The following is a 22829-nucleotide window of genomic DNA, read 5'->3' on the forward strand; positions in this document are numbered from 1 at the left end:
CTCTTTCCCCGTTGCCAGCCGAGATCCGAAAAAGTGTCACCCTGCCTTGATTTTTTTAGTTCCTGGCGACCACGGTGATCCAGTAGCCGCGCATGCGCGTCTGCACGTCGACGGGATAGGTGGAGGCCAGCATGGTCAGCGTCCGGTCCGTATCGCCCAGCGGAAAGGAGCCGGACACGCGCAGCGCGCGCACCTCGGGCGCGCACTGCAGCAGGCCGGGCCGGTAGCGCGACAGTTCGGCGCAGAACGCGGCCAGCGGCATGGCGTCGGCCATCAGCATGCCGTGGGTCCAGGCCGTGGCCTCGGGCTGCAGGGGGTGGGGCGCGGTCACCTCCCCCGCTCGCAATACCGTTTGCTGACCGGCTTGAACGACCAGCGCCGGGTGGGCGGCGCCGCGCAGCGTGACTTCCACGGCGCCCTCGGTCACGGCCAGGCGCACGGGGCCGCCGTCCGCCCTGCCCCCCTCCTGCCGCACGGTGAAGCGGGTGCCCAGGGCGCGCAGCCGGCCATGGGCGGTGTCCACGACAAAGGGGCGGTGCGGCGTGGCGGTATCGGCCGCCGTTTCTATGGAAATCGCGCCTTGGCGCAAGGTGAGCAGGCGCAGTGCGCCATCAAACCGGATGTCCACCGCACTGGCCGTGTCCAGCAGGAGGCGGCTGCCATCGGCCAGATGCTCGGTGCGGCGCTCGCCGGTGGCGGTGCGCAGGTCGGCGCCCCAGCCGCGCTGGTCCGCCGCACTCCATACCAGCCAGCCTGCAGGCGCCACGGCCAGCAGCGCGGCCAGCCGGGCCACGGTGGCGCGGCGCTGGGCGCGGTGGCTTCGGGGCCGGTCCAGCGCCGGCATGGCCAGCGCTGCAGGCAGGCCGCCCAACTTGCCCAGCAGCCGCTCGGCACGCTCCCAGGCCAGGGCATGCTGTGGGTCGGCCTGGCGCCAGCGTTCGCAGGCGGCGCGGTCGGCATCGGTGGCACCGCTGTCGTGCAGGCGCATCAGCCATTCGGCGGCCTCGTCGAGCACGCGCGCTTGCAGGGGCGTCTCCATCACGCCATTGCCACCAGGCATTGGCGAAACGCCTGGGCCATGTAGCGCTTGACGCTGGTGAGCGAGACCTCCAGCTGCTGCGCGATGTCCTCGTACTTCATGCCGTCCAGCTGGGACAGCAAAAACGTGCGCCGCACGATGGGCGGCAGCGCGTCCAGCATGGCGTCTATCTCGTGCAGGGTCTCCAGCACCAGGGCGCGCTGCTCGGGCGAAGGCGCCACGGGTTCGGGCAGCGCGGCCAGGGCTTCGAGGTAGGCCCGCTCCAGCGCCTGGCGCTTGTACCAGTTGACGAGCACGCCCTTGGCTACCGTGGTCAGGTAGGCACGCGGCTCCTGCACACCGGCCAGGTCGCGCACGCCCAGGATGCGCACGAAGGTGTCCTGCGCCAGGTCCGCCGCATCCGCCCCATTGCCCAGCCTGCGGCGCAGCCAGCCCTGCAGCCAGCCATGGTGGGCGGTGTACAGGGAGGCGGCTTCTCGGTGCTGGGGGGTGGAGGCGGATGGCATGGCAGGTCCCGATTCCCTTGGGGGCGGGGCCCGCAATCAAACAAGAATCATTCTTATTCGATTGTATCCATGCCAGGGAGCGTGCAACCGCGCTTTCGACCGGCCTGATGCCGCAAGGCCTACCAGATGTACCCGAACCGAACCACCATGTTGCGCGCTTCGCCATAGTTGCAGGCATTGGCGGAAAAGCACGACGCCGTGTGGTACTTGTCGAACAGGTTCTTCACCGTAAGGCTCACGCTGGCCCCGCGCCAGTCACTGCGCATCTTTCCCAGGTCATAGCGCAGCGAGGCATCCACCAGGGTGAACGACGGTACGCGGAAGCTGTTGTCCGCATCGCCCCAGCTCCAGCCGATGTAGCGCGCCCCCACGCCCGCCCCCAGCCCCAGCAGGTCGCCCCCAAAGGCATAGTCCACCCAGGCCGACGCCATCTTGCGGGGCACTTCGTAAGGCGACTTGCCCTGCACGTTGCCGCCCCACTGGTCTGGCTGGGCCCGGGTCACCTTGACGGGGTTGTAGGTCAGCGCGGCCAGGAGCTTGAGCCCGCGCGTGGGCTGGACTGCCGCCTCGAACTCGATGCCGCGAGAACGCACTTCGCCCTGCTGTATGGAATAGCGGACGTTCTCGGGGTCGGTGGTGAGCACGTTCTGCCGGCGCAGCTCGAAGGCGGCCAGCGTGAAGCTGCTGCGCTCGTCGGGCGAGTACTTGACGCCGACCTCGACCTGTTTGCCGGTTTCCGGATCAAAGGGCCGGTCGTTGCGGTCAGCGCCCATCAAAGGGACAAACGACTCGCTGTAGCTGACATAGGGCGCCACGCCATTGTCTGCAAGATAGGTCAGGCCCACGCGGCCCGTGAAGGATTTGGGCTTGCGCACGCTGGTGGACACGGGGTCGGCCAGGCGGCTGGACTGCTCCAGGCGGCTCCAGTCGTGGCGTCCGCCCAGGGCCAGCACCCAGCGGTCCTTGCGGATGCGGTCCTGCACGTAGAGGCCTACCTGCTGGGCGCGCTCATCGCGCAGCGCATCGGGCTGCAGCAGCGAGGTGTCGATGAAGCTGCCATAGACGGGCCGGTAGATGTCCAGCTGCGGACCGTCGGCAATGTAGGAGTCGAAACTGGAGCGGCTGCGGTTGTAGTCCAGCCCCACGATGAGTTCATGCTGCAGGCCGGCCGCCGCGAATTGGCCCGACAGGCTGGTGTCCACGGTGTAGACGCCACCCTTGCCATCGCGCGAATCGATCTCCCGGTTGGTGATGGAGCCGTCGATCAGCGGCCCGTAGCGGAACATGTATTGCTCGTGGTTGCGTGCGTGCAGGTAGCGGAAGTTCTGCCGCAGCGTCCAGCCGCTGTCGAATTGATGGCGTGCGTCGTAGCCCAGCGATGCGACCTCGGTCTCTTCGCGGTCGAAGCCCGGCTCCCCCAGGAAGCGGTTCAGGGGCAGCCGGCCATTGGGGTTGCGCCCGTTGAGCGCATCCCACTGCACGTTGGTGGACATCATGGCGTGGTTCTTCTGGTAGAAGCCGCGCAGCGTGACGCTGGTGCGCGCGTCCGGCGCCCAGGTCAGGCTGGGCGCCAGGTAGACGCGGTCATCACGCATGAAGTCGATCTGCTGGTCGGCCGCCCTGGCCAGCCCCACCAGGCGGTAGCTCACCGTGCCATCGTCACCCACCGGCCCTCCGAGGTCGAAGGCCGCCTGCCGGCGAGCATGGCTGCCTACGGACAACTCCATGCCGCGCACCGCATCGGCCGAAGGCCGCTTGGACACGAAGTTCACGATGCCGCCCGGCGAGTTCTGGCCATACAGCACCGAGGCCGGCCCCTTGAGGACCTCCATGCGCTCGGCCCCGTAAGGCTCCATGCCGAAAAAGCCCAGCGTGCCCAGCGGCATGAGGCGCAGCCCGTCCAGGTAGAAATTGCCCGAGAACTGGCTGAAGCCGCGCACCGACAGACTGTCGTCCGCAGGATTTGCCCCGCCCGTATTGGTGCGCACGCCGGCCGTGTACTGCACGGCATCGTTGAGCGTGCGCACGCCCTGGTCGTCCATGCGGTCACGCGTGATGACGGACACCGATTGCGCCACCTCGAGAATCGACGCATCGGTCTTGGTGGCCGTGCTGGCCCGGCGCGCCACATACCCGCTGGTGCTGCCCCATGGGCTTTCTGCCGGGGCCGCGGCGGTCACCCTGACCTCGCCCAGCACGGTCGATGCCTGGGTGGCCTCGGGCACCGCACGCAGCACAAAACCGCCCTCCCCCGCCGCCTGCGCCTGCAGGTCGGTGCCGGCCAGCAGTCGGTCCAGCGCCTCGCGCACCGTGAGGCGGCCCTGCACGCCCTGGGTGCGCCGGCCCTGCACCAGGGCGGGCGGCGCACTGATGCTCACGCCTGCGTCAGCGGCAAACGCCGTGAGCGCGGTGGCCAGCGGGCCTGCCGGCACCTGGAACGGACGCTGCACCGCGCTGGTGGCCGCCGCACCGGCCTGGGCCAGCGCGGCGCGCGGCAAGGCGGCGCCTGCCGCCAGGCCCGCGGCCATGAGCACGGCGAGACCTGTCTGGGACAGTGGAAAGAGCAAGGGGGAGGGAGTGCGCGCCACGCTGCGCATGCCGGGCCGGAGAGCCATGGTCTGTTTTTCCTTCGGAAGTCGTTCGATGAAATCGGTTGCCATCGAACAGGACACGGCCTGCCGCAGAAAGGGGCCAGATTCCGAAAGAAATTTCAAGCCGGTGGTGTGCCGCGCGCCGCCACCGTCACCCAGTAGCGCGTGCGGTAGTGGACCTGCACGGGCAGCAGGTGCACGAGGTTGGCGAGCACGGCGTCCGTGCCGGTATCGGCATCGCCCAGTTGAAAGGCGCCGGTGACGCGCAAATCCGCCACAGACGGATCGCAGTGCAGCCAGCCGGAGCGGTAGCGCGACAGCTCGGCCACAAAATCGGCCAACCGCATGTTGTCTGCGGCCAGCAGGCCGCGCGCCCATTGGGCGGCGCTGGCGTCCGCAGGCTCGGCACGGCCTATGCCCATGGCGTCAAACCACAGTTGCTGGCCTGCCTGCAGCTGCTGCGCGGCGCCGCCACGGGTGGTGATCTGCACGGCGCCCTGCAGCACGGCCACCTCGCTGCGCTCCCGGACACTGCGCACGACAAAGCGCGTGCCTAGGGCGCGCACCCTGCCCTGCCCTGTGGTGACCACGAAGGGCCGATGCCGGGACTGCGGGTCGGGCGCGGTCTCTATGAAGACGGCGCCCTCACTCAGGTGGACACGGCGCAGCGCCTCGTCAAACAACACATCGACGGCACTGCCCGTATCGAGCACGATGCGGCTGCCATCGGCTAGCGTCCATTCGCGGCGCTCGCCCGTGGCCGTGGCATGGCTGGAGGTCCACTGCCTCCAGGGCGTGGCACGCCAGGCCAGCCAGCCTACGGGGGCGGCCGTGATCAGCAGGGCCAGAGCGCGCACGGTATCGCGGCGGCCCACGGCGCCCAGACGGCGCTGCTTGCGGCCCAGGGCCGGTGCCCCCAGTGCGGGCGGCAGGCTGCCCGCGCGCTGGCTCACGGCCAGGGCGCGCAGCCAGGCCTGCTCATGGACATCGGCACGGGTGCGCCAGGCCTCGAAGGCGCGGTGGTCGGCCTCGCTGGCCTCGCCCGAGTGCAGCAGCACAAACCATTCGGCGGCCTGCAAGGCGATTTCGCGCGACAGCGGTGCTGCGGCCTGGGAGTCCACGGCGTTCATGCCGACAGCAGAATGCACTCGGCCATGGCCTGGGCCATGTAGCGCTTGACCGAACGCAGGCCCATGCCCAGTTGCTCGGCAATGGCCGCATAGGTCAGCCCCTCGACCTGGGACAGGATGAAGACCGCACGCACCTTGGGCGGCAGGCCGTCGAGCATGGCATCGACCTCCTGCAGCGCCTGCAGGATGAGCAATTGCTGCTCGGGCGACGGCGCCTGCGGCGCTGGCAGCGCGGCCAGGGCCTGCAGCCAGGCCTGCTCCAGCGACTGGCGGCGCAGGTGGTTGATCAGCAGGCGCCGCGCCACCGTGGCCAGGTAGGCGCGTGGCTCGCGCAGGGCGGGCAAGTCGCCTGCAGGCGCCACCAGCAGGCGGACAAAGGTGTCCTGCGCCAGGTCGGCCGCGTCGCAGGCATTGCCAAGTCGGCGGCGCAGCCAGCCCTGCAGCCAGCCATGGTGGCCGACGTAGAGGGCGAAGATTTCGCGGTGCAAGGGGCTGGAGACCGCGTTGGAGGTGGCGCTGGAGGCTGGGGCGGATGGCATGGTGGGACCCGATGGCTTGAAGGCGGGAGGCGCCATCAAACAAGAATCATTCTCAAATCATTGTAACCAGCGGCAGCACTTGCCTAAGAGTGCCATCAGGCGGACCATCCATGGGCGAACAGAGGGAGCAAGTGCGATCAGGTGTGGCTGGACATCCAGCTGCTGCGCCGGATCGGTATCATTTGGAAACAATCATCATCAGCTCAGCATCCATCAGGAGAGCGAACCATGTTCGAAACGCGGGTAGCAGGCACGGCAGGGCAGCAGGCGCTGTGGAGCACGCTGGACAAGGCCATGGCGCTGGCGGAGTTCACGCCCGAAGGCCGGCTGATGCGCGCCAACGCCAATTACGAAGCCATTCTTGGCTACCCCACCTCGGGCGCCGAGGGCCTGCTGCACAGTGACCTGTGCACCCAGGCACATGCCGATCCCGACGCCTACGGCCGGTGGCGCCAGCGCTGGGGCGCGGGCGAGACGATTTCGCGCGTGGGCGAACACCGGCGCCGCGACGGCAGCACCTGCTGGCTGGAGGCCACCTATGCCCCCGTGCTGGATACCCAGGGCGCGCTCAGCCATGTGCTGTGCATTGCCACCGACATCACGGCCCGGGTGCAGGCCGACCGCAGACGGCAGGAGCATTTGCGGCGCCTGTCCCTGGTGGCCGATGCCACCGACGCGGCCGTGGTGATCGCCGACGGCAACTGGACCATCTCCTATGTCAACGCAGGCTTCACCCGCATGTTCGGCTGGAGCAGCGAAGAGGTCGTGGGCCGTGCGCCCATCGCCCTGCTGGTGCCCCATGCCTCGCCCGAATTCACGGCCGCCTACCGCGCCGAACTGGACGCAGGCAAGCCGGTTTACCGCGAGGAGATCCTCGTCGGCAAGGACGGCGAGCGGTATTGGGTCAGCGCCCAGGCCAATCCCGTCATGGGCCCCGACGGCCGCCTCCACACCACGGTGACCGTGATCACCGACATCACCGAGGCCAAGATGCACGAGGTGCTGCAGCGGCGCGCCCTGGAGGCCATGGCCCGCGACCAGCCGCTGACCGAGGTGCTGGACCTGGTCTGCCGCGAGGTCGAGCGCATTGCGCCCGATATCGCGGTGTCGGTGCTGGAAGTCGATGACCAGAACCGCCTGCATCCGCTGGCCGCGCCCAGCCTGCCGGCCTCCTATTCGGCGGCGCTGGACGGCGTGCCCATCGGCCCCAATGTCGGCTCCTGCGGCGCGGCGGCCTTCCACAACCGGCCCGTGCTGGTGGGCGACATCGCCACCGATCCGTTGTGGGCCGACTTCAAGCACCTCATCCTGCCGCTGGGGTATACGGCCTGCTGGTCCACGCCCATCTGCGGGCTGCAGGGCGGCGTGGCCGGCACCTTTGCCTTCTACTACCGCCATTTCGACCGGCCCGGCCCCGATCCCTTCCACCAGCGGCTGGTGGAGGCCTGCACCGACCTGTGTGCGCTGGCGCTGGAGCGCGAGCAGGCACGCCGCCGCATCCGGCAGTTGGCCTTCTACGACGGGCTGACCACCCTGCCCAACCGCAGCCTGCTGCTGGCGCAGGCCGAACAGGCGCTGTCCGTGGCTTCGCACGAGGGCCACGAGCTGGCCGTGGTCTTCATCGACCTGGACCGTTTCAAGCAGGTCAACGACTCGCTGGGCCACCCGGCCGGCGACCGGCTGCTGTGCAGCGTGGCCCAGCGCATCCAGGCGGAGCTGCGCACGGGCGACATTGCCGGGCGCCTGTCGGGCGATGAATTCGTCATCGTGCTGCCACACTGCGGCGGTGCGCAGGCTGCCGAGGTGATCGAGCGGCTGCAGTCGGCACTTGGCGAGCCCTGCATGATCGACGACGTGTCCCTGGCCAGCACGGCCAGTTGCGGCATTGCCGTGTTTCCCGCCGACGGGCGCGACATGGAGACCCTGCTGCACCGCGCCGACATGGCCATGTACCAGGCCAAATCGGGCGGGCGCGGGCTCTACAGCTTCTTCAGCCCCGAGATGAACCGCCTGGCCCAGGAGCGGCTGGTGCTGGAGACGGCGCTGCGCGACGCCCTGCGCAGCGGCGGCCTGCGACTGCACTACCAGCCTCAGCTCGACCTGAAGGACGGGCGCCTCTACGGCGTGGAGGCCCTGGCGCGCTGGAGCCATGCGGAATTCGGCGAGATCTCGCCCGCACGCTTCATTCCGCTGGCCGAGGAATGCGGCCTGATCGGCGAGCTGGGAACCTGGGCACTGCGCGAGGCCTGCCGCCAGCTGGGCGAGTGGCGCAGCCGGGGCATTGACGTGCCGGCCATGTCGGTCAACCTCTCGCCCACGAGCTTTCACAACCTGGACCTGCCGCGCATGATTGCCGACACGCTGGAGCACAACGCGCTCAAGCCGCAGGACCTCACGCTGGAGATCACCGAAAGCCTGCTGCTGGACACCAACCCGGGCACCATGCGCACGCTGCAGGCCGTGCATTCCCAGGGCGTGCGCCTGTCCATGGACGACTTCGGCACGGGCTACTCCAGCCTTAGCTACCTGCGGCGCCTGCCGGTCAGCGAGCTCAAGCTGGACCGCAGCTTCGTGGCCGACCTGGAAAACGACGAAGCCGCCCAGGCCCTGAGCAACGCCATCCTGGGCATAGGCCGCAGCCTGCACCTGACCGTGGTGGCCGAGGGAGTGGAGACGGCTGCGCAGAACACCATCCTGCGCGAACAGGGCTATCCGGTCGCGCAGGGCTATCTGTTCTCGCGCCCGCTGCCGGCAGCGGATCTGGAGCGGTGGCTGCAGGCATCGAGCCTGCAAGCCGGCGTGGCGACGGACGTGGGACCGGACGTGTGAACGGCATGTGAGCGGGCACGTGCGCGGACCAGGCCATGCGCGCGGAGACCTTGGCCGGAAAAAGTAACAATCCGCAATAAATATTCGGACTGGACCTATTTTTCCCTAAGCCTCGCCGGCAAGTGACCGATAACTGCGGCATGGCGGGGCCGAGTGTCGGTCCCGCTGATCGCCACCGATCGCCACCGCATCCCCTCGATTCGCAGCCACCGCCGCTCACCCGCTTTCGCTTCTCGCCGTACGGCACTCCCCACCATGATGTTTTTCCGCAATCTGAAGCTGGCCCACAAGCTGCTGGCCTCTTTCATCGCCCTGCTGCTGCTGACCGCCGGCCTGGGCCTGTTCTCCGTGGTCCAGCTGGACCGTGTCAACCGCACGGCCACCGACCTGGCGCACCACTGGATGCCCGCCGAGCGCGTGATCATGGAGATGCGCTACCAGCTGCAGCGCTACCGCTCGCAGACCATGCAGCATGTGCTGGCCACCTCGATGGATGAAATGGCCATCTACGACAAGAGCATGCCGGCGCTGTGGTCCGAGCTGCTCAAGAACCAGCAGGCCTTCGAGCGCTATGCCAACACCGCGCGTGAGCGCGAGCTGATGGCCGGCATCAAGGACGACCTGGGCCAGTACGCGCAGCACACGGCAAAGATCGTGGACCTGTCCCACGCCCTGCGCACCGACGAGGCGTCCGAGGTGCTGCGCGGCGATTCGGTCAAGACCAGCCGTGCCATCAACACCAAGCTGGACGAACTGCTCAAGATCAACGCCCAGGGCATCGAGGATGCCAACCAGGCAGGCGACGACATCTTCACCGCCGCACGCTGGTGGGTGATCGCCCTGCTGGCGGGGGCCGTCCTCTTCGGCCTGGGCATGGCGCTGCTGATCGCCCGCAGCGTGGCACGCCCCCTGCAGCAGGCCGTGAGCCTGGCACAGGCCGTGGCCGCCGGCGACCTGGGCAGCCGCATCGAGGTGCATGGCAAGGATGAAACCGGCCAGCTGCTGCAGGCCCTGCAGCACATGAACGAGAGCCTGCAGCGCATCGTCGGCCAGGTGCGCCAGGGCACGGACTCCATCGCCACGGCCAGCGGCCAGATCGCCTCGGGCAACCAGGACCTGTCGGCCCGCACCGAGGAACAGGCCAGCTCGCTGGAGCAGACCGCCGCCTCCATGGAGGAGCTGACCTCCACCGTCAAGCAAAACGGCGCCAACGCCCAGCAGGCCAACCAGCTGGCCGCCGCCGCCTCCCAGGTCGCCGTGCGCGGCGGCTCGGCCGTGGCCCAGGTGGTGCAGACCATGTCCGCCATCAACGATGCCTCGCGCAAGATCGTGGACATCATCGGCGTCATCGACTCCATCGCCTTCCAGACCAATATCCTGGCGCTGAATGCGGCCGTGGAAGCGGCCCGCGCCGGTGACCAGGGCCGGGGCTTTGCCGTCGTCGCCTCGGAAGTGCGCACCCTGGCCCAGCGCTCGGCCGCCGCCGCCAAGGAGATCAAGCAGCTCATCGACGACTCGGTGGGTAAGGTCGAGGAAGGCAGCGCCCAGGTCGACTCGGCCGGCAAGACCATGGAAGAGATCGTGGCCAGCGTGCGCCGCGTGACCGACATCATGGGCGAGATCTCGGCCGCCAGCCATGAGCAGACGGCCGGTATCGAGCAGGTCAACCAGGCCGTCACGCAGATGGACCAGATGACCCAGCAGAACGCGGCTCTGGTCGAGGAATCGGCGGCGGCCACCGGCGCACTGCAGGCCCAGGCCAAGGCGTTGGCCGAAGTGGTCAGCGTGTTCAAGCTCTCGCCGTCCACCGGCATGCTGGGCAACAGCCGTGGCGTCAACCACGCCGCTGCCGTGGCAGCGCCCCGCCACGCGCCGACGGCGCCCCGTCCGCATCTGGCGCCTTCCGCTCCCAAACGCGCGGTGCCCGCACGTGCCTCGGCCGCCCTGCCTTCTGCAACCAGTGCGACCGGTGCGGCCGGTGCAACCCCTGCTCCGGCTGGCGCCGCGCGCCCGGCCCAGCCAGCACAGCCGGCCCGGCCCGCCGTGACGGCATCGGCCAAAGCCAAGGCCAAGGCGGCCAGCACGGCTTCCGACGACGATTGGGAAACCTTCTGAACCAGGTTTTCGCCCGCCCCGCCGGGGGCGGACATGCCTGCCAAGGCCCGACCAGCTCCAGCTGGCCGGGCCTTTTTTCCGGGAGGTCTGCAGCCAGATCACGCCAGGGTCCACGCTGCAACCTGCGCATTGCCATGGCCAAGCCCTTCAAATCTGCCATGATCGGCCGCTGCAAGCCCTTGTTTTGAAAGCCATCGTCACACGGCAGCGCGCCTCCAGGCCCGCGCGGCGGGCGCTTGCCCCGGCACGATGCCTCAGCATGAGAAAATCGGCGATTCGGCCAAGAACACATTCATCAGAAGAACGGAACACATCATGGAAGCAGAACGCATCAACCTCATCGGCAACACCCTCGAAGATCTGTCGCAGCGTGCGGCAGATCTACGGAGGTATCTTTGACTACGATGCAAAGTACGAACGACTGCGCACGGTAAACGCCTCGCTGGAAGATCCCAGCGTCTGGAACGACCCCAAGAAGGCCCAGGAGCTGGGCAAGGAAAAGAAGCTGCTCGACGGCGTCGTGCTGACGCTGCAAAAGCTGACCACCGAGCTGGCCGACAACGCCGAGCTGTTCGAGATGAGCAAGGAAGAAGGCGATGAGACCGGCCTGCTCACCATCGAGGGCGAGACCGCCAAGCTGCAGCCGCTGATCGAGGAGCTGGAGTTCCGCCGCATGTTCGGCAAGGAAGCCGATCCGCTGAACTGCTTCGTGGACATCCAGGCCGGCGCCGGCGGCACCGAAGCCTGCGACTGGGCCGGCATGCTGCTGCGCCAGTACCTGAAGTACGCCGAGCGCAAGGGCTTCAAGGCCACGGTCGAGGAAGAGACGCCGGGCGACATCGCCGGCATCAAGAGCGCGACCATCCACATCGAAGGCGAGTACGCCTACGGCCTGCTGCGCACCGAAACCGGCGTGCACCGCCTGGTGCGCAAGTCGCCGTTCGACAGCTCGGGCGGCCGCCACACCAGCTTTGCCTCGCTGTTCGTCTACCCCGAGATCGACGACTCGATCCAGATCGAGATCAACCCCTCGGACGTGCGCACCGACACCTACCGCGCATCGGGCGCCGGCGGCCAGCACATCAACAAGACCGACTCGGCCGTGCGCCTGACGCACATGCCCACCGGCATCGTCGTGCAATGCCAGGACGGCCGCAGCCAGCACAGCAACCGCGACGTGGCATGGCAGCGCCTGCGCTCCAAGCTCTATGAGCACGAGATGCAAAAGCGCATGGTGGAGCAGCAAAAGCTGGAGGACACCAAGACCGATGTGGGCTGGGGCCACCAGATCCGCTCGTACGTGCTGGACAACAGCCGCATCAAGGATTTGCGCACCAACGTCGAAATCTCGGCCACCCAGAAGGTGCTGGACGGCGACCTCGACGCTTTCATCGAAGCCTCGCTCAAGCAAGGCCTCTGATTTCAAGCCCCTGGGCGGCACCGGCCGCACAGGGGCTTGAACTCTGTCCCCTGATATTGGCATAGGAAGGAATCTGTATGCTGCAACTGCGTGACGGGCAGGCCCCTGCCACCGCCATCCACCGCGCCGACTACCAGGCTCCTGCCTGGTGGATCGACACCGTGGACCTGACCTTCGATCTCGATCCGGCCAAGACCCGCGTGCTCAACAAGATGCGCGTGCGCCGCAACACCGAGGTGCCGGCGCAGCCGCTGCGCCTGGACGGCGATGAACTGAACCTTGCGCGCGTGCTGGTCAACGGCGGCGGCACCTCGTTCAAGATGGACGGCGACCAGCTCGTGCTGGAGAACCTGCCCGAGGGCGGCGACCCCGTCGATCTGGAAATCTTCACCACCTGCGCGCCCGCCAAGAACACCAAGCTCATGGGCCTGTATGTGAGCCAGGGCACGTTCTTCACCCAGTGCGAGGCCGAGGGTTTCCGCCGCATCACCTATTTCCTGGACCGTCCCGATGTGATGGCCATGTATACCGTGACGCTGCGCGCCGACAAGACCGCGTACCCGGTGCTGCTGTCCAACGGCAACCTGGTCGAGCAAGGCGCGCTGGAAGACGGCCGCCACTTCGCCAAGTGGGCCGATCCGCACAGAAAGCCCAGCTACCTGTTCGCCCTCGTGGCCGGCAATCTGGTTGCGCGCGAGCAAAAGATCAAGAGCCGCGCAGGCCGCGACCACCTGCTGCAGGTCTTCGTGCGCCCCGGCGACCTGGAGAAGACCGAGCACGCCATGAACTCCCTCATGGCCAGCGTGGCCTGGGACGAGGCCCGCTTCGGCCTGTCCCTGGACCTGGACCGCTTCATGATCGTCGCCACCAGCGACTTCAACATGGGCGCCATGGAGAACAAGGGCCTGAACGTCTTCAATACCAAGTACGTTCTGGCCAGCCAGTCCACGGCCACCGACACCGACTACGCCAACATCGAGTCCGTCGTCGGCCACGAGTACTTCCACAACTGGACCGGCAACCGCGTCACCTGCCGCGACTGGTTCCAGCTGTCGCTCAAGGAAGGCCTGACCGTCTTCCGCGACCAGGAATTCAGCATGGACATGGCGGGCAGCCCCTCGGCGCGCGCCGTCAAGCGCATCGAGGACGTGCGCGTGCTGCGCACCGCCCAGTTCCCCGAAGATGCGGGCCCCATGGCCCACCCGGTGCGGCCCGACAGCTACATCGAGATCAACAACTTCTACACCGTCACCATCTACGAAAAGGGTGCCGAGGTCGTGCGCATGCAGCACAACCTGGTGGGCCGCGAAGGCTTTGCCAAGGGCATGAAGCTGTATTTCGAGCGCCATGACGGCCACGCCGTCACCTGCGACGACTTCGCCCAGGCCATGGCCGACGCCAACCCCGGCAGCGAGCTGGCCCAGCGCCTGGACCAGTTCAAGCGCTGGTACAGTCAGGCCGGCACGCCCCAGCTGCACGCCGAAGGCAGCTATGACGCCGCCGCCCGCACCTACACGCTGACCCTGAGCCAAAGCTGCGCGCCCACGCCGGGCCAGGCAGAGAAGCTGCCCTTCGTCATCCCCGTGCAGATGGGCCTGCTGGGCCAGGACGGCCGCGCGCTGACCCTGCGCCTGCAGGGCGAGGACCAGGCGGCAGCGGGCGACAGCCGCCTGCTGGTGCTGTCCGAGCCCAGCCACAGCTTCGTCTTCACCGACGTGGACCAGGAGCCCGTGCCCTCGCTGCTGCGCGGCTTCAGCGCCCCCGTGGTGCTGCAGCACAGCGACAGCGATGCCGCCTTGCTGACCCTGCTGGCCCATGACAGCGACGCCTTCAACCGCTGGGAAGCCGGCCAGCGCCTGGGCCTGCGCATCGCGCTGCAGGCCATTGGCGACACCTCCATCACGGCAGATGCCAGCGGCCAGATCACGGCCGCCCTGCTGCCGGCCTCCTTCATCGAGGCCATGCGCGGCGTGCTGCGCCATCCCCAGCTGGATGCGGCCTTCAAGGAGTTGATGCTGGCCCTGCCCGGCGAAAGCTACATCGCCGAGCAACTGGCCGTGGTCGATCCGCAGCGCGTGCACGCCGTGCGTGAAGCCATGCGCCAGCAACTGGCCACCGAGCTGCAGGCCGACTGGCAGCAGGCATGGCAAGAGCACAGCGACACCGGCGCCTACCGCCCCGACCCCGTAAGCTCCGGCCGCCGTGCGCTGGCAGGCCTGGCCCTGTCCATGCTGTGCCTGGCCGCACGCGCCTCGGGCGACAGCGTCTGGCCCGGCAAGGCGCTGCAGCGCTTCAAGGACGCGGGCAACATGACCGACCGCATGAGCGCCCTGACGGCCCTGGTGCAAAGCGGCCACCCGCTGGCAGCCCAGGCCCTGGCGCGTTTCCACAAGCTGTTCCAGCACGATGCGCTGGTCCTGGACAAGTGGTTCGCGCTGCAGGGCGGCGCCTGCGACCGTGGCGGCAACGTGCTGCCGGCCGTCAAGCAGCTGATGAAGCACCCCGACTTCCAGATCAAGAACCCCAACCGCGCGCGCAGCCTGATCTTCAGCTACTGCAGCGCCAACCCCGGCGCCTTCCACCGCGCCGACGCGGCGGGCTATGTGTTCTGGAGCGAGCGCGTCATCGAGCTGGACGCCATCAACCCCCAGGTCGCCGCCCGCCTGGCGCGCGCCCTGGACCGCTGGAGCAAGCTGGCCGAGCCCTACCGCACGGCCGCACGCGAGGCCGTCGCCCGCGTGGCGGCCCGCGCTGAACTGAGCAACGACGTGCGTGAAGTCGTCACCCGCGCCCTCGCGGATTGACCCAAGGCGCGGCCCAGGCCGCGCCTCCCGGATTTTTAGGAGTTGAACCCATGAAGAAAAACGTCAGCCTGACCCGCTACCTGGTCGAGCAGCAACGCGTGGACGGCCTCATCCCCGGCCAGTTGCGCCTGCTGCTGGAAGTCGTGGCCCGCGCCTGCAAGCGCATCAGCCAGTCCGTCAACAAGGGCGCCATCGGCGACGTGCTGGGCACGGCCGGCAGCGAGAACGTGCAGGGCGAAGTCCAGAAGAAGCTGGACATCATCGCCAACGAGGTGCTGATCGAGGCCAACGAATGGGGCGGCCACCTGGCAGCCATGGCCTCCGAGGAAATGGAAGGCATCTACCTGGTGCCCAACCGCTACCCGCACGGCGAATACCTGCTGATGTTCGATCCGCTGGACGGCTCGTCCAACATCGACGTCAACGTCTCCATCGGCACCATCTTCAGCGTGCTCAAGAAGCCCGAAGGCCACCCCGGCGTGACCGAGCAGGACTTCATGCAGCCCGGCACCCAGCAGGTCGCGGCCGGCTACTGCATCTATGGCCCGCAGACCACCCTGGTGCTGACCGTGGGCGACGGCGTGTCCATGTTCACGCTGGACCGCGAGCAAGGCTCCTTCGTGCTGGTGCAGGAAAACATCCGCATCCCTGAAGACACCAAGGAATTCGCCATCAACATGTCCAACATGCGCCACTGGGACACCCCCGTCAAGCGCTACGTGGACGAATGCCTGGCCGGCGTGGAAGGCCCGCGCGGCAAGGACTTCAACATGCGCTGGATCGCCTCCATGGTGGCCGACGTGCACCGCATCATGACCCGCGGCGGCATCTTCATGTACCCCTGGGACCGCCGCGAGCCCAACAAGCCCGGCAAGCTGCGCCTGATGTACGAAGCCAACCCCATGTCCTGGCTCATAGAGCAGGCCGGCGGCGCCGCCACCAACGGCAAGCAGCGCATCCTCGACATCCAGCCCACGCAGTTGCACGAACGTGTGAGCGTCATCCTCGGCTCGAAGAACGAAGTCGAAAAAGTGACGCAGTACCATTCCGAGGCATGAATTTGCCGTTATAATTTTTGTCTGTCGCCGGTGTAGCTCAGTTGGTAGAGCAGCTCATTCGTAATGAGAAGGTCGAGGGTTCGATTCCTTTCTCCGGCACCAAACAAGAAGCCCCTGGTTCGCAAGAGCCAGGGGCTTTTTCGTTGGGCACTCTGAGTGCATTCCGGCAACAATGATCAGGTGCGGATAGGCTGAGCCACCAGACGCACGCCAAGAGCGCCACAGACGCGACGGATGGTGTCAAACCGAGGCTGGCTGCCCGGCCGCAGTGCCTTGTACAAAGCCTCCCGGGTCAGACCGCTGGCACTGGCTATCTCGCTCATGCCGCGCGTGCGTGCGATCACGCCAAGGGCATGGGCCAGTTCGGAGGGGTCATCTTCTTCCAGCACCAAGGACAGATAGGCAGCCACGTCCTCATCGGTTTTCAGGTGCTCGGCCATGTCAAAGGTGGGAAGGTCAGCAATCTTGGTCATGGTCAATTCTCCAGGGTCTTGGACAGGGCAATTGCAGCCGCAATGTCCACCTGCTGGGTTGCCTTGTCGCCACCACCCAACATAACTACCAGCACGTCGCCGCGCTGCACGTAGTACATGCGCCAGCCAGGACCGAAGTCCTCGCGCAGCTCATGCACCCCGTCACCCACCGGCTTGCTATCGCCAAACAGGCCGCGCTGTACTTTGTCCAGACGCTTGGCCAGACGGATACGCGTCACCGTGTCCCGAAGGCCAAACAGCCATGCATCAAATTCAGCGGTGCGCTTGACGACAAACTGACTCATTGTAATCGTTCGTTAACACGCAAAGCTAACGGCGAAACCACCCCGGTGGCCAGAATTTCTGCAGCTGGACATGTGTCTTGTGCCATCAGGCCAGCACGACAAGTTGCCAATCCGCAGCGGGCTGCCAATGCACTTCTTCGCTTCCTGATATAGCCACTTCGGGCAGGGGCCCAGGCATGCAAAGCGCCAGGCACACGGCCTGTGCATCGCAATCCCTGCCTTGCCACAGGCGGCCGCGGGCCAGGGGCTGCCGGGCCGTGTCGAGCGCAGCGGAGGCCGGTGCCCACGCAAGCTGCCGCATCCGGACAAAGTCCAGGCCCTGGCCCAGGCTCTTGAAATAGGCCTCCTTCAGGCTCCACAGCTGCACCAGGCCGTGCTGCAGGCGGGCTCCGTCCTGCGCCTGAAGCCATGCGCGTTCGGGCGGGGAGCACACCATCTCGGCCATGGCATGCACATCGCGCTGGCGGTGCTCTGCCCGCCGCTCAATGTCCACGCCCACCGGGCCTTGTGCGGCGGCGCAGGCCAGCCAGCCGGCGCTGTGCGAGAGGCTCAAATGGGGCTGCACTCCAAAAATGCCACCCTCCCCGCCTTGCTCCACGTGGGGTGCAGCATTGCGGGGCGCTGCCAGCCGCCAGGTCGATGCGGCATCGTGCCCGCCGGCCAGCAGCAGGCGCATGGCATAGCGGCAGGCGATGAATTCGCGCTGGCGCGCCTCGCGCATGCCGGCATGGCGCTCCCGCTCCGAGTCCGTCAGCCAGCCCGCTGCCAGCGACTGCGCATTTGCCCACAAGGGCGCTTGCGCACCCACCAGCAAGGCGCAGGCGGCCGGCGCGCTCAAATCACCGGCCTACGCGGGCATAGGTGCCCTTGAAGGTGACGCCGGCCATCACATTGCCTGCACGGCATTCGAAATTGACTGGATCCCGGGTGGATTGCTTCTTGTTGAAGCTGTGCAGGTCCACCACGGCGTTGGCGCCCTTTTGCTTGGCCTTGGCCTCGAAGGCGATCAGGGCAGACAGCGCTGCCCAGTTGCAGGCCGTGGCATCGTCCTTGCCCACGCCGTTGGTTTTCTTGTTGGACACGTCATCGCCCAGCTTTTCGGAGATGGCGGGCGTGCTAGCACCGGACAGGTGAAAGCTCACGCTGCCGTCGAGCTTGCCCTGCTCCAGGCCGAGCTTCACCACGTCGGCCAGCGGCAGCATCACTGCTTCGTTGCGGGCATGTACCGCCGTTGCGACCACCAGCGCCATGGCTGCCAAGATCATCTTTCTCATGGAAACTCCCTCTCTGTAAAAAAGCCTGGAACAGGGACAGCGATGGACTACGGGGTACTGATTTTCTTCATCAGATTCCGGACCCAGCGGTTGTAGTTGGGATGGATCTCCCGCTTGCCATCGCCTTCCGAGTAATTCAGATTCACGCTGTGCAGATAGCTGATCCGGTAGGTATCTGTGTTGTAGTGCACCGCGATGTTGACTTGGTGCTTGCCTTGCTTGTCGTAGTGCAGCTCCAGGCGGCCCGGCTCGTCGCCGACCACCATCCAGCCCAGCGACTTTGCCGCCACCACGATGCGATCGTGCAACTGCTGCGTCGTGGTCTCGGGCGAGGCGGTCCACATGACCGCCGGGGGTTCATAGATGTCCGTGCTTCGTGCCACCGCGCTGCCTGCGGCCAGGGCAAGGACCAGGACAATGGCGGCGGTTCTCGTCTGTTTCATTTCACTGGCTCCTGTTGCTTCCAACGTCGAAAAATCAATGAGGTGTTGATGCCGCCAAAGGCGAAGTTGTTGCTCATGACGATATCGGTGTGCAAAGCACGCGGCTCGCCCATGACGTAGTCCAGATCGGCGCAGCGCGGATCGGGTTGCTGCAGATTGGCGTTGGCTGCAAACCAGCCTTCACGCATCATCTCGATGCTCATCCAGGCTTCCAGCGCGCCGCAGGCGCCCAGCGTGTGGCCCATGTAACCCTTGAGGCTGCTGATGGGCACCTGGCTGCCGAGCACTTCGCGGGTGGCCAGCGATTCGGCAATGTCCCCCTGGTCCGTGGCCGTGCCGTGGGCGTTGACGTAGCCGACCTCCGAGGGCTCGATCCCCGCGTCTTCGAGCGCCATGCGCATGGCCTGGGCCATGGTGGCGGCGTTAGGCTGCGTCACATGGGTGCCATCGGAGTTGCTGGCAAAGCCGATCAACTCGGCCCGGATGCATGCGCCCCGGGCCAGTGCATGCTCCAGCTCTTCGAGCACGAAGGTGCAGGCGCCCTCGCCCAGCACCAGGCCGTCGCGCCGGGCATCGAATGGACGGGGAGTGCACTCGGGGCTGTCGTTCTTGACGCTGGTCGCAAACAGGGTGTCGAACACCGCCGCCTGCGTGGCATCCAGCTCCTCGGCCCCGCCGGCCAGCATGGCAAGCTGCTTGCCGCTCTGAATGGCCTCGAAGGCATAGCCCAGGCCCTGGCTGCCCGAGGTGCAGGCGCTGGACGTTGTGATGACGCGGCCCGTGGTTCCGAAGAACACGCCGATGTTCACTGCCGCCGTGTGCGACATCATCTTGATGTAGGTGTTGGCGTTGATGCCCTCGGTGCTCTTGTCGGCCATCATGCGGCCGAAGTCGCCGATGGCCGAGGGCGTCCCCGCAGAAGACCCATAGGACACGCCCATGTGCCCGCTTTTGACGAAGGCATCGCCCAGCAGGCCGGCATCGGCCAGTGCCAGCTCGCTGGCGCGCGTGGCCATCAGGGCAACGCGGCCCATGCTGCGCATGGTCTTGCGGTTGTAGTGCGCCGGCAGATCGAAGGATGGCACGGTGCTGCCCAGCCGGGTGCTCAGGCCCTCATAGGCAGCCCATTCCTCCATCACCCGGATGGCCGTTCGCCCGGTGCGCAGTCGCTCCCGCACCGCAGACCAGTCGTGGCCCAGGGGACTCAAGGCGCCCACGCCCGTGACGACCACACGCCGTTTGCTTGCTGCGCTCATCCCACCATCCCTCCATTGACGGAGATGACCTGGCGCGTGATGTACGAGGCCTCGCCGCCCATGAGGAAGGCGACCGCACCTGCCACCTCGTCCACCGTGCCCATGCGGCGCATGGGAATCAGCGCCAAGGCATGTTCGAGCACTTCCTCGCTGACCATTTCCGTGTCGATCAGGCCGGGCGCCACGCAATTGACCGTGATCTCGCGCTTGGCCAGCTCCACGGCCAGGGACTTGGTCGCAGCGATCACCCCGGCCTTGGCCGCGCTGTAGTTGGTCTGCCCCCGGTTGCCCATCAGGGCGGAGACCGAGGCAAGCGTCACGATGCGTCCCGGCTTGCGGCGGCGCACCATGGGCATGACCACCGGGTGCAGCACGTTGTAGAACGCATCCAGGTTGGTATGCACCACGGCATCCCACTCCTCGCCCGTCATGGCAGGGAAGGCGTTGTCCCTGGCGATGCCGGCATTGCAGACCACGCCGTAGTAGGCGCCGTGCTGTTCCATGTCGGCCTCAAGCGCCTGAGCGCAGGCAGAGCGGTCTGCCACATCGAACTGCAGCACGCGGGCCTGGCGGCCCAGCGCGGCAATGTCGGCCACCGTCTGCAGGGCCTGCTCGCGGCCGCTGCGGCAATGGACCACGATGTCGAAACCATCGCGCGCCAGGCGCAGGGCGATGGCCCGGCCTATGCCCCGGCTCGACCCTGTCACCAGCACCGTGGCTGGCTGGGCGATTGCACTCATGCTTGTCCAACTCCTTCTTGCTCCAGCGCCTGTATGAATGCGCTGCCATTGTCTGGTTCGTAAACGGATATGCGGGCGTGGGCGAGCACGCTGTCCTCGCCCTGGGGCTGGATGCGGCAATCGAACATGCCCAGGCCATTGGTGCCCACCAGTTCGCAGTGCGCGCTCACGCGCAGCACGCTGCCCGGGGAAAAATGCGCGCAGGCCGCCTGGAACTTGCGCGTGCCCAGCAAAAAACCCAGCTTGACGGGCCGCCCGGCCTGCACCGCCTGCCAGCCGGCCCAGGCGGCCACGGTCTGGGCCATGTACTCCAGCCCCACCCAGGCGGGCATGCCGGCGTCCTGCAGAAACAGGCCATCACGCGGCACGGTGACCTGCGCATGGGCGCTGTCGGCGGATGCATCTAGCAGGCAGTCCAGCAGCAGCATCACGCCGCGATGGGGCACGTAGTTTTCAATCGGTAGAAATGCGTTCATCTCGATGGCTCCTCAGGCAGCGGCCAGCAGCAGGGCGCAGTTGCTGCCGCCAAAGGCAAAGGAATTGCTGAGCACGGCCCGGGGCGCACGCCCCAGCGCCATACCCGGGCGGACCACGGCCAGGGCGGGCAGTTCGGGCGCCTGCTCGCCATCCCACCAGTGCGCAGGAAGCCGGCCCTGCGGGTTGTCGTGCAGCAGGTGCCAGGCCATGGCCGCTTCCAGCGCCCCAGCGGCCGCCAGGGTGTGGCCGGTCAGCGGCTTGGTGGAGCTCACGGGCGTTGCTTCGCCAAACACGCTGTGTATGGCCAGGCTTTCCATGGCGTCGTTGTGCACCGTGGCCGTGCCGTGCAGGTTGATGTAGTCCACGTCACCGGGCCGCATGGCCGCACGCCGCAGCGCCTGCTCCATGGCCTGGATGGCGCCCTGGCCGGATGGGTCGGGAGCCGACATGTGGTGGGCATCCTGCGTCTCGCCCCAACCGGCCAGGCGCACGGGACCCGGTTCACGCGTCAGCAGGAAGAACGCCGCACCCTCGCCCAGGTTGATGCCGCTGCGCCGGGCAGACAGCGGGTTGCAGCGTTTGTCCGACACGGCCTGCAGCGCGCTGAAACCGGCCACGGTGAAGGCGCACAGCGCATCCACCCCGCCGGCCAGCACGGCATCGACCAGGCCGGCCTGCAGCCAGCGCGCGGCCGATGCCAACGCCTTGGCCCCGGAGGAGCAGGCGGTGGAGAGGGTGTGCGCCGGCCCCTGGATGCCCAGGTGCTGGGCCAGGAACTCCGACACATTGCCCATTTCCTGCAAGGCGTAGTCAAAGTCCTGCGGGAACCGGCCCTGTGTCTGCCAATGGGCGGCAGCGGCTTCGCCCTCCTGCACGCCGGCCGTGCTGGTGCCCACCACCACGCCCACACGCGCCGGCCCCCAGCGCGACAGTGCCTGCTCCACCGAGCCGCGCACGCCCTGGGCGGTGTGCCATGCCAGGGCGTTGTTGCGCGATCGCTGCGGCGGCGGTGCCCAGTCCAGCGTGGGGAGCACCACGTGGGGCGGCAGGCAGCCCAGCGGCAGGTGCCGGCCCGGGCTGTAGCGGTCGCTGCACTGAAGGCTGTCGGGGGCCTGGGTGGCGAACAATGCGGCGCGCAGGCTGGCCGCATCGGCGCCCAGGGCGCTGGTGGCTGAAAGGGTTTGCACAAACACGGCCTGTGCCGTCGGGGTGATCGCGGTCATGCGCCCTCCCCTGCATTGGCACAGGGACGCATGCCGCCGGGCGAGGCAACGCGCAGTTGCCAGGCGCCTGCGGCATACACGATCTCGAACCCGTCGCTGCCGGCAGGCCGGATCTCGACGCGCGTCTGCCCTTGGTGAGAGAGGCGTCTGGCCGATCCGCTGGCCGATCCGCTGGGTGTTCCGACCTCTTGCAGCATCCAGGACGCGGGCAAGGCCCTCGCAATGGCGTCCACCGGCCACAGCGCCAGTTGCATGTCGCCGAGCACCTGCGCCGGCGCCAGTTGCGCCGGCCACCAGCGTGACAGCTCGGCCTGCAGCTGCTGCCCATCCCAGACGATCACGCCCACGCGCTGCCCCAGGTGGACCAGCGCCAGGCGCACCGTCTGCGCATCGACCTCCAGCAGCGCGTCCAGTTCCTGCGCGGGCTGGCCAGGCGCGTGTACCACCAGATGCTGCTGCAGCGCCAGCTCGCAGCCCAGCGCGGCCGGCGGCAATGCCAGCCGCGGCGGCGCGGCATCGCCCTGCGGTGCACGCGCCTCTGGTGCGGTGGAGCAGCCTGCCAGCGTGCTGGCCGTGATGATGGCAGCGCTCACGGAGCACGCCGCGC

Annotated in this window: 20 protein-coding genes and 1 tRNA gene; 6 read left to right on the plus strand and 15 right to left on the minus strand. The window is 67.4% G+C overall.

Features of this window, described 5'->3' with window-relative positions:
- Positions 1-55 precede the first annotated feature (55 nt).
- The 5 genes from IB269_RS17710 to IB269_RS17730 form a co-directional block, all read right to left on the minus strand.
- Positions 56-1060, minus strand: coding sequence for a FecR domain-containing protein (locus tag IB269_RS17710; protein WP_192367842.1), 1005 nt, complete (start codon positions 1058-1060; stop codon positions 56-58).
- Positions 1039-1545 (minus strand): sigma-70 family RNA polymerase sigma factor, encoded by a 507-nt coding sequence (locus IB269_RS17715; RefSeq protein WP_012205109.1) that lies wholly within the window; start codon positions 1543-1545, stop codon positions 1039-1041. Before IB269_RS17715 ends, IB269_RS17710 begins: the two co-directional genes overlap by 22 nt.
- Before the next feature lie 119 nt (positions 1546-1664).
- Positions 1665-4160 (minus strand): TonB-dependent siderophore receptor, encoded by a 2496-nt coding sequence (locus IB269_RS17720; RefSeq protein ID WP_192367843.1) that lies wholly within the window; start codon positions 4158-4160, stop codon positions 1665-1667.
- A 95-nt stretch (positions 4161-4255) separates the two neighbouring features.
- On the minus strand, positions 4256-5266 hold the full coding sequence (locus tag IB269_RS17725) for a FecR domain-containing protein (protein ID WP_192368191.1): 1011 nt from the start codon (positions 5264-5266) through the stop codon (positions 4256-4258).
- Positions 5263-5805 (minus strand): sigma-70 family RNA polymerase sigma factor, encoded by a 543-nt coding sequence (locus IB269_RS17730; protein ID WP_192367844.1) that lies wholly within the window; start codon positions 5803-5805, stop codon positions 5263-5265. Before IB269_RS17730 ends, IB269_RS17725 begins: the two co-directional genes overlap by 4 nt.
- Positions 5806-6033: 228 nt before the next feature.
- Here IB269_RS17730 and IB269_RS17735 point away from each other — a divergent pair, with 228 nt between their 5' ends.
- The 6 genes from IB269_RS17735 (at position 6034) to IB269_RS17760 (ending at position 16133) form a co-directional block, all read left to right on the plus strand.
- Positions 6034-8634, plus strand: coding sequence for an EAL domain-containing protein (locus tag IB269_RS17735; RefSeq protein WP_192367845.1), 2601 nt, complete (start codon positions 6034-6036; stop codon positions 8632-8634).
- Positions 8635-8889: 255 nt separating this feature from the next.
- Positions 8890-10749, plus strand: coding sequence for a methyl-accepting chemotaxis protein (locus tag IB269_RS17740; protein ID WP_192367846.1), 1860 nt, complete (start codon positions 8890-8892; stop codon positions 10747-10749).
- Positions 10750-11064: 315 nt separating this feature from the next.
- Positions 11065-12169 (plus strand): peptide chain release factor 2 gene (gene prfB / locus IB269_RS17745; protein WP_013802816.1). Its coding sequence is split into 2 segments (ribosomal slippage): positions 11065-11145 and positions 11147-12169, totalling 1104 coding nucleotides; the frame shifts between segments, so codons are not numbered across the junction.
- A gap of 77 nt (positions 12170-12246) precedes the next feature.
- Entirely contained in the window at positions 12247-14973 is a 2727-nt protein-coding gene (gene pepN, locus IB269_RS17750; protein ID WP_180317331.1) for an aminopeptidase N, read from the plus strand.
- 50 nt (positions 14974-15023) lie between these two features.
- Positions 15024-16031, plus strand: coding sequence for a class 1 fructose-bisphosphatase (locus tag IB269_RS17755; protein ID WP_013802818.1), 1008 nt, complete (start codon positions 15024-15026; stop codon positions 16029-16031).
- Between the two features lie 26 nt (positions 16032-16057).
- Positions 16058-16133: transfer RNA gene (locus IB269_RS17760), tRNA-Thr, on the plus strand.
- 74 nt (positions 16134-16207) lie between these two features.
- Here IB269_RS17760 and IB269_RS17765 read toward each other — a convergent pair.
- From IB269_RS17765 to IB269_RS17810, 10 genes are all read right to left on the minus strand, one after another.
- Positions 16208-16504, minus strand: coding sequence for an addiction module antidote protein (locus IB269_RS17765; protein WP_017406814.1), 297 nt, complete (start codon positions 16502-16504; stop codon positions 16208-16210).
- Positions 16505-16506: 2 nt separating this feature from the next.
- Positions 16507-16809 (minus strand): type II toxin-antitoxin system RelE/ParE family toxin, encoded by a 303-nt coding sequence (locus IB269_RS17770; RefSeq protein ID WP_192367847.1) that lies wholly within the window; start codon positions 16807-16809, stop codon positions 16507-16509.
- Between the two features lie 85 nt (positions 16810-16894).
- Positions 16895-17647, minus strand: a complete 753-nt coding sequence (locus IB269_RS17775) for a 4'-phosphopantetheinyl transferase family protein (protein ID WP_192367848.1) — start codon at positions 17645-17647, stop codon at positions 16895-16897.
- A gap of 1 nt (position 17648) precedes the next feature.
- Entirely contained in the window at positions 17649-18083 is a 435-nt protein-coding gene (locus IB269_RS17780; protein WP_071955352.1) for an excinuclease ATPase subunit, read from the minus strand.
- Between the two features lie 47 nt (positions 18084-18130).
- Entirely contained in the window at positions 18131-18526 is a 396-nt protein-coding gene (locus IB269_RS17785; protein WP_071955351.1) for a hypothetical protein, read from the minus strand.
- Positions 18523-19782 (minus strand): beta-ketoacyl-ACP synthase, encoded by a 1260-nt coding sequence (locus IB269_RS17790; protein WP_192367849.1) that lies wholly within the window; start codon positions 19780-19782, stop codon positions 18523-18525. Before IB269_RS17790 ends, IB269_RS17785 begins: the two co-directional genes overlap by 4 nt.
- The gene (locus tag IB269_RS17795) at positions 19779-20522 is read right to left on the minus strand and encodes a 3-ketoacyl-ACP reductase FabG2 (protein ID WP_097202601.1); all 744 of its coding nucleotides are present in this window, start codon (positions 20520-20522) and stop codon (positions 19779-19781) included. The genes IB269_RS17790 and IB269_RS17795 overlap by 4 nt, the downstream gene beginning before the upstream one ends.
- Positions 20519-20998 carry a hotdog family protein gene (locus tag IB269_RS17800; protein WP_192367850.1) on the minus strand — a complete coding sequence of 160 codons (480 nt, stop codon included), beginning with the start codon at positions 20996-20998 and terminating at the stop codon, positions 20519-20521. The genes IB269_RS17795 and IB269_RS17800 overlap by 4 nt, the downstream gene beginning before the upstream one ends.
- A 12-nt stretch (positions 20999-21010) precedes the next feature.
- Positions 21011-22222 carry a beta-ketoacyl-ACP synthase gene (locus IB269_RS17805; protein WP_192367851.1) on the minus strand — a complete coding sequence of 404 codons (1212 nt, stop codon included), beginning with the start codon at positions 22220-22222 and terminating at the stop codon, positions 21011-21013.
- A complete protein-coding gene (locus IB269_RS17810; protein WP_192367852.1) occupies positions 22219-22815 on the minus strand; it encodes a DUF3261 domain-containing protein in 597 nt (198 codons plus the stop codon). The genes IB269_RS17805 and IB269_RS17810 overlap by 4 nt, the downstream gene beginning before the upstream one ends.
- Positions 22816-22829 lie beyond the last annotated feature (14 nt).

The organism is Delftia sp. DLF01 (genome assembly GCF_014852125.1).
In the GTDB taxonomy this organism is placed as follows: domain Bacteria; phylum Pseudomonadota; class Gammaproteobacteria; order Burkholderiales; family Burkholderiaceae_C; genus Comamonas; species Comamonas acidovorans.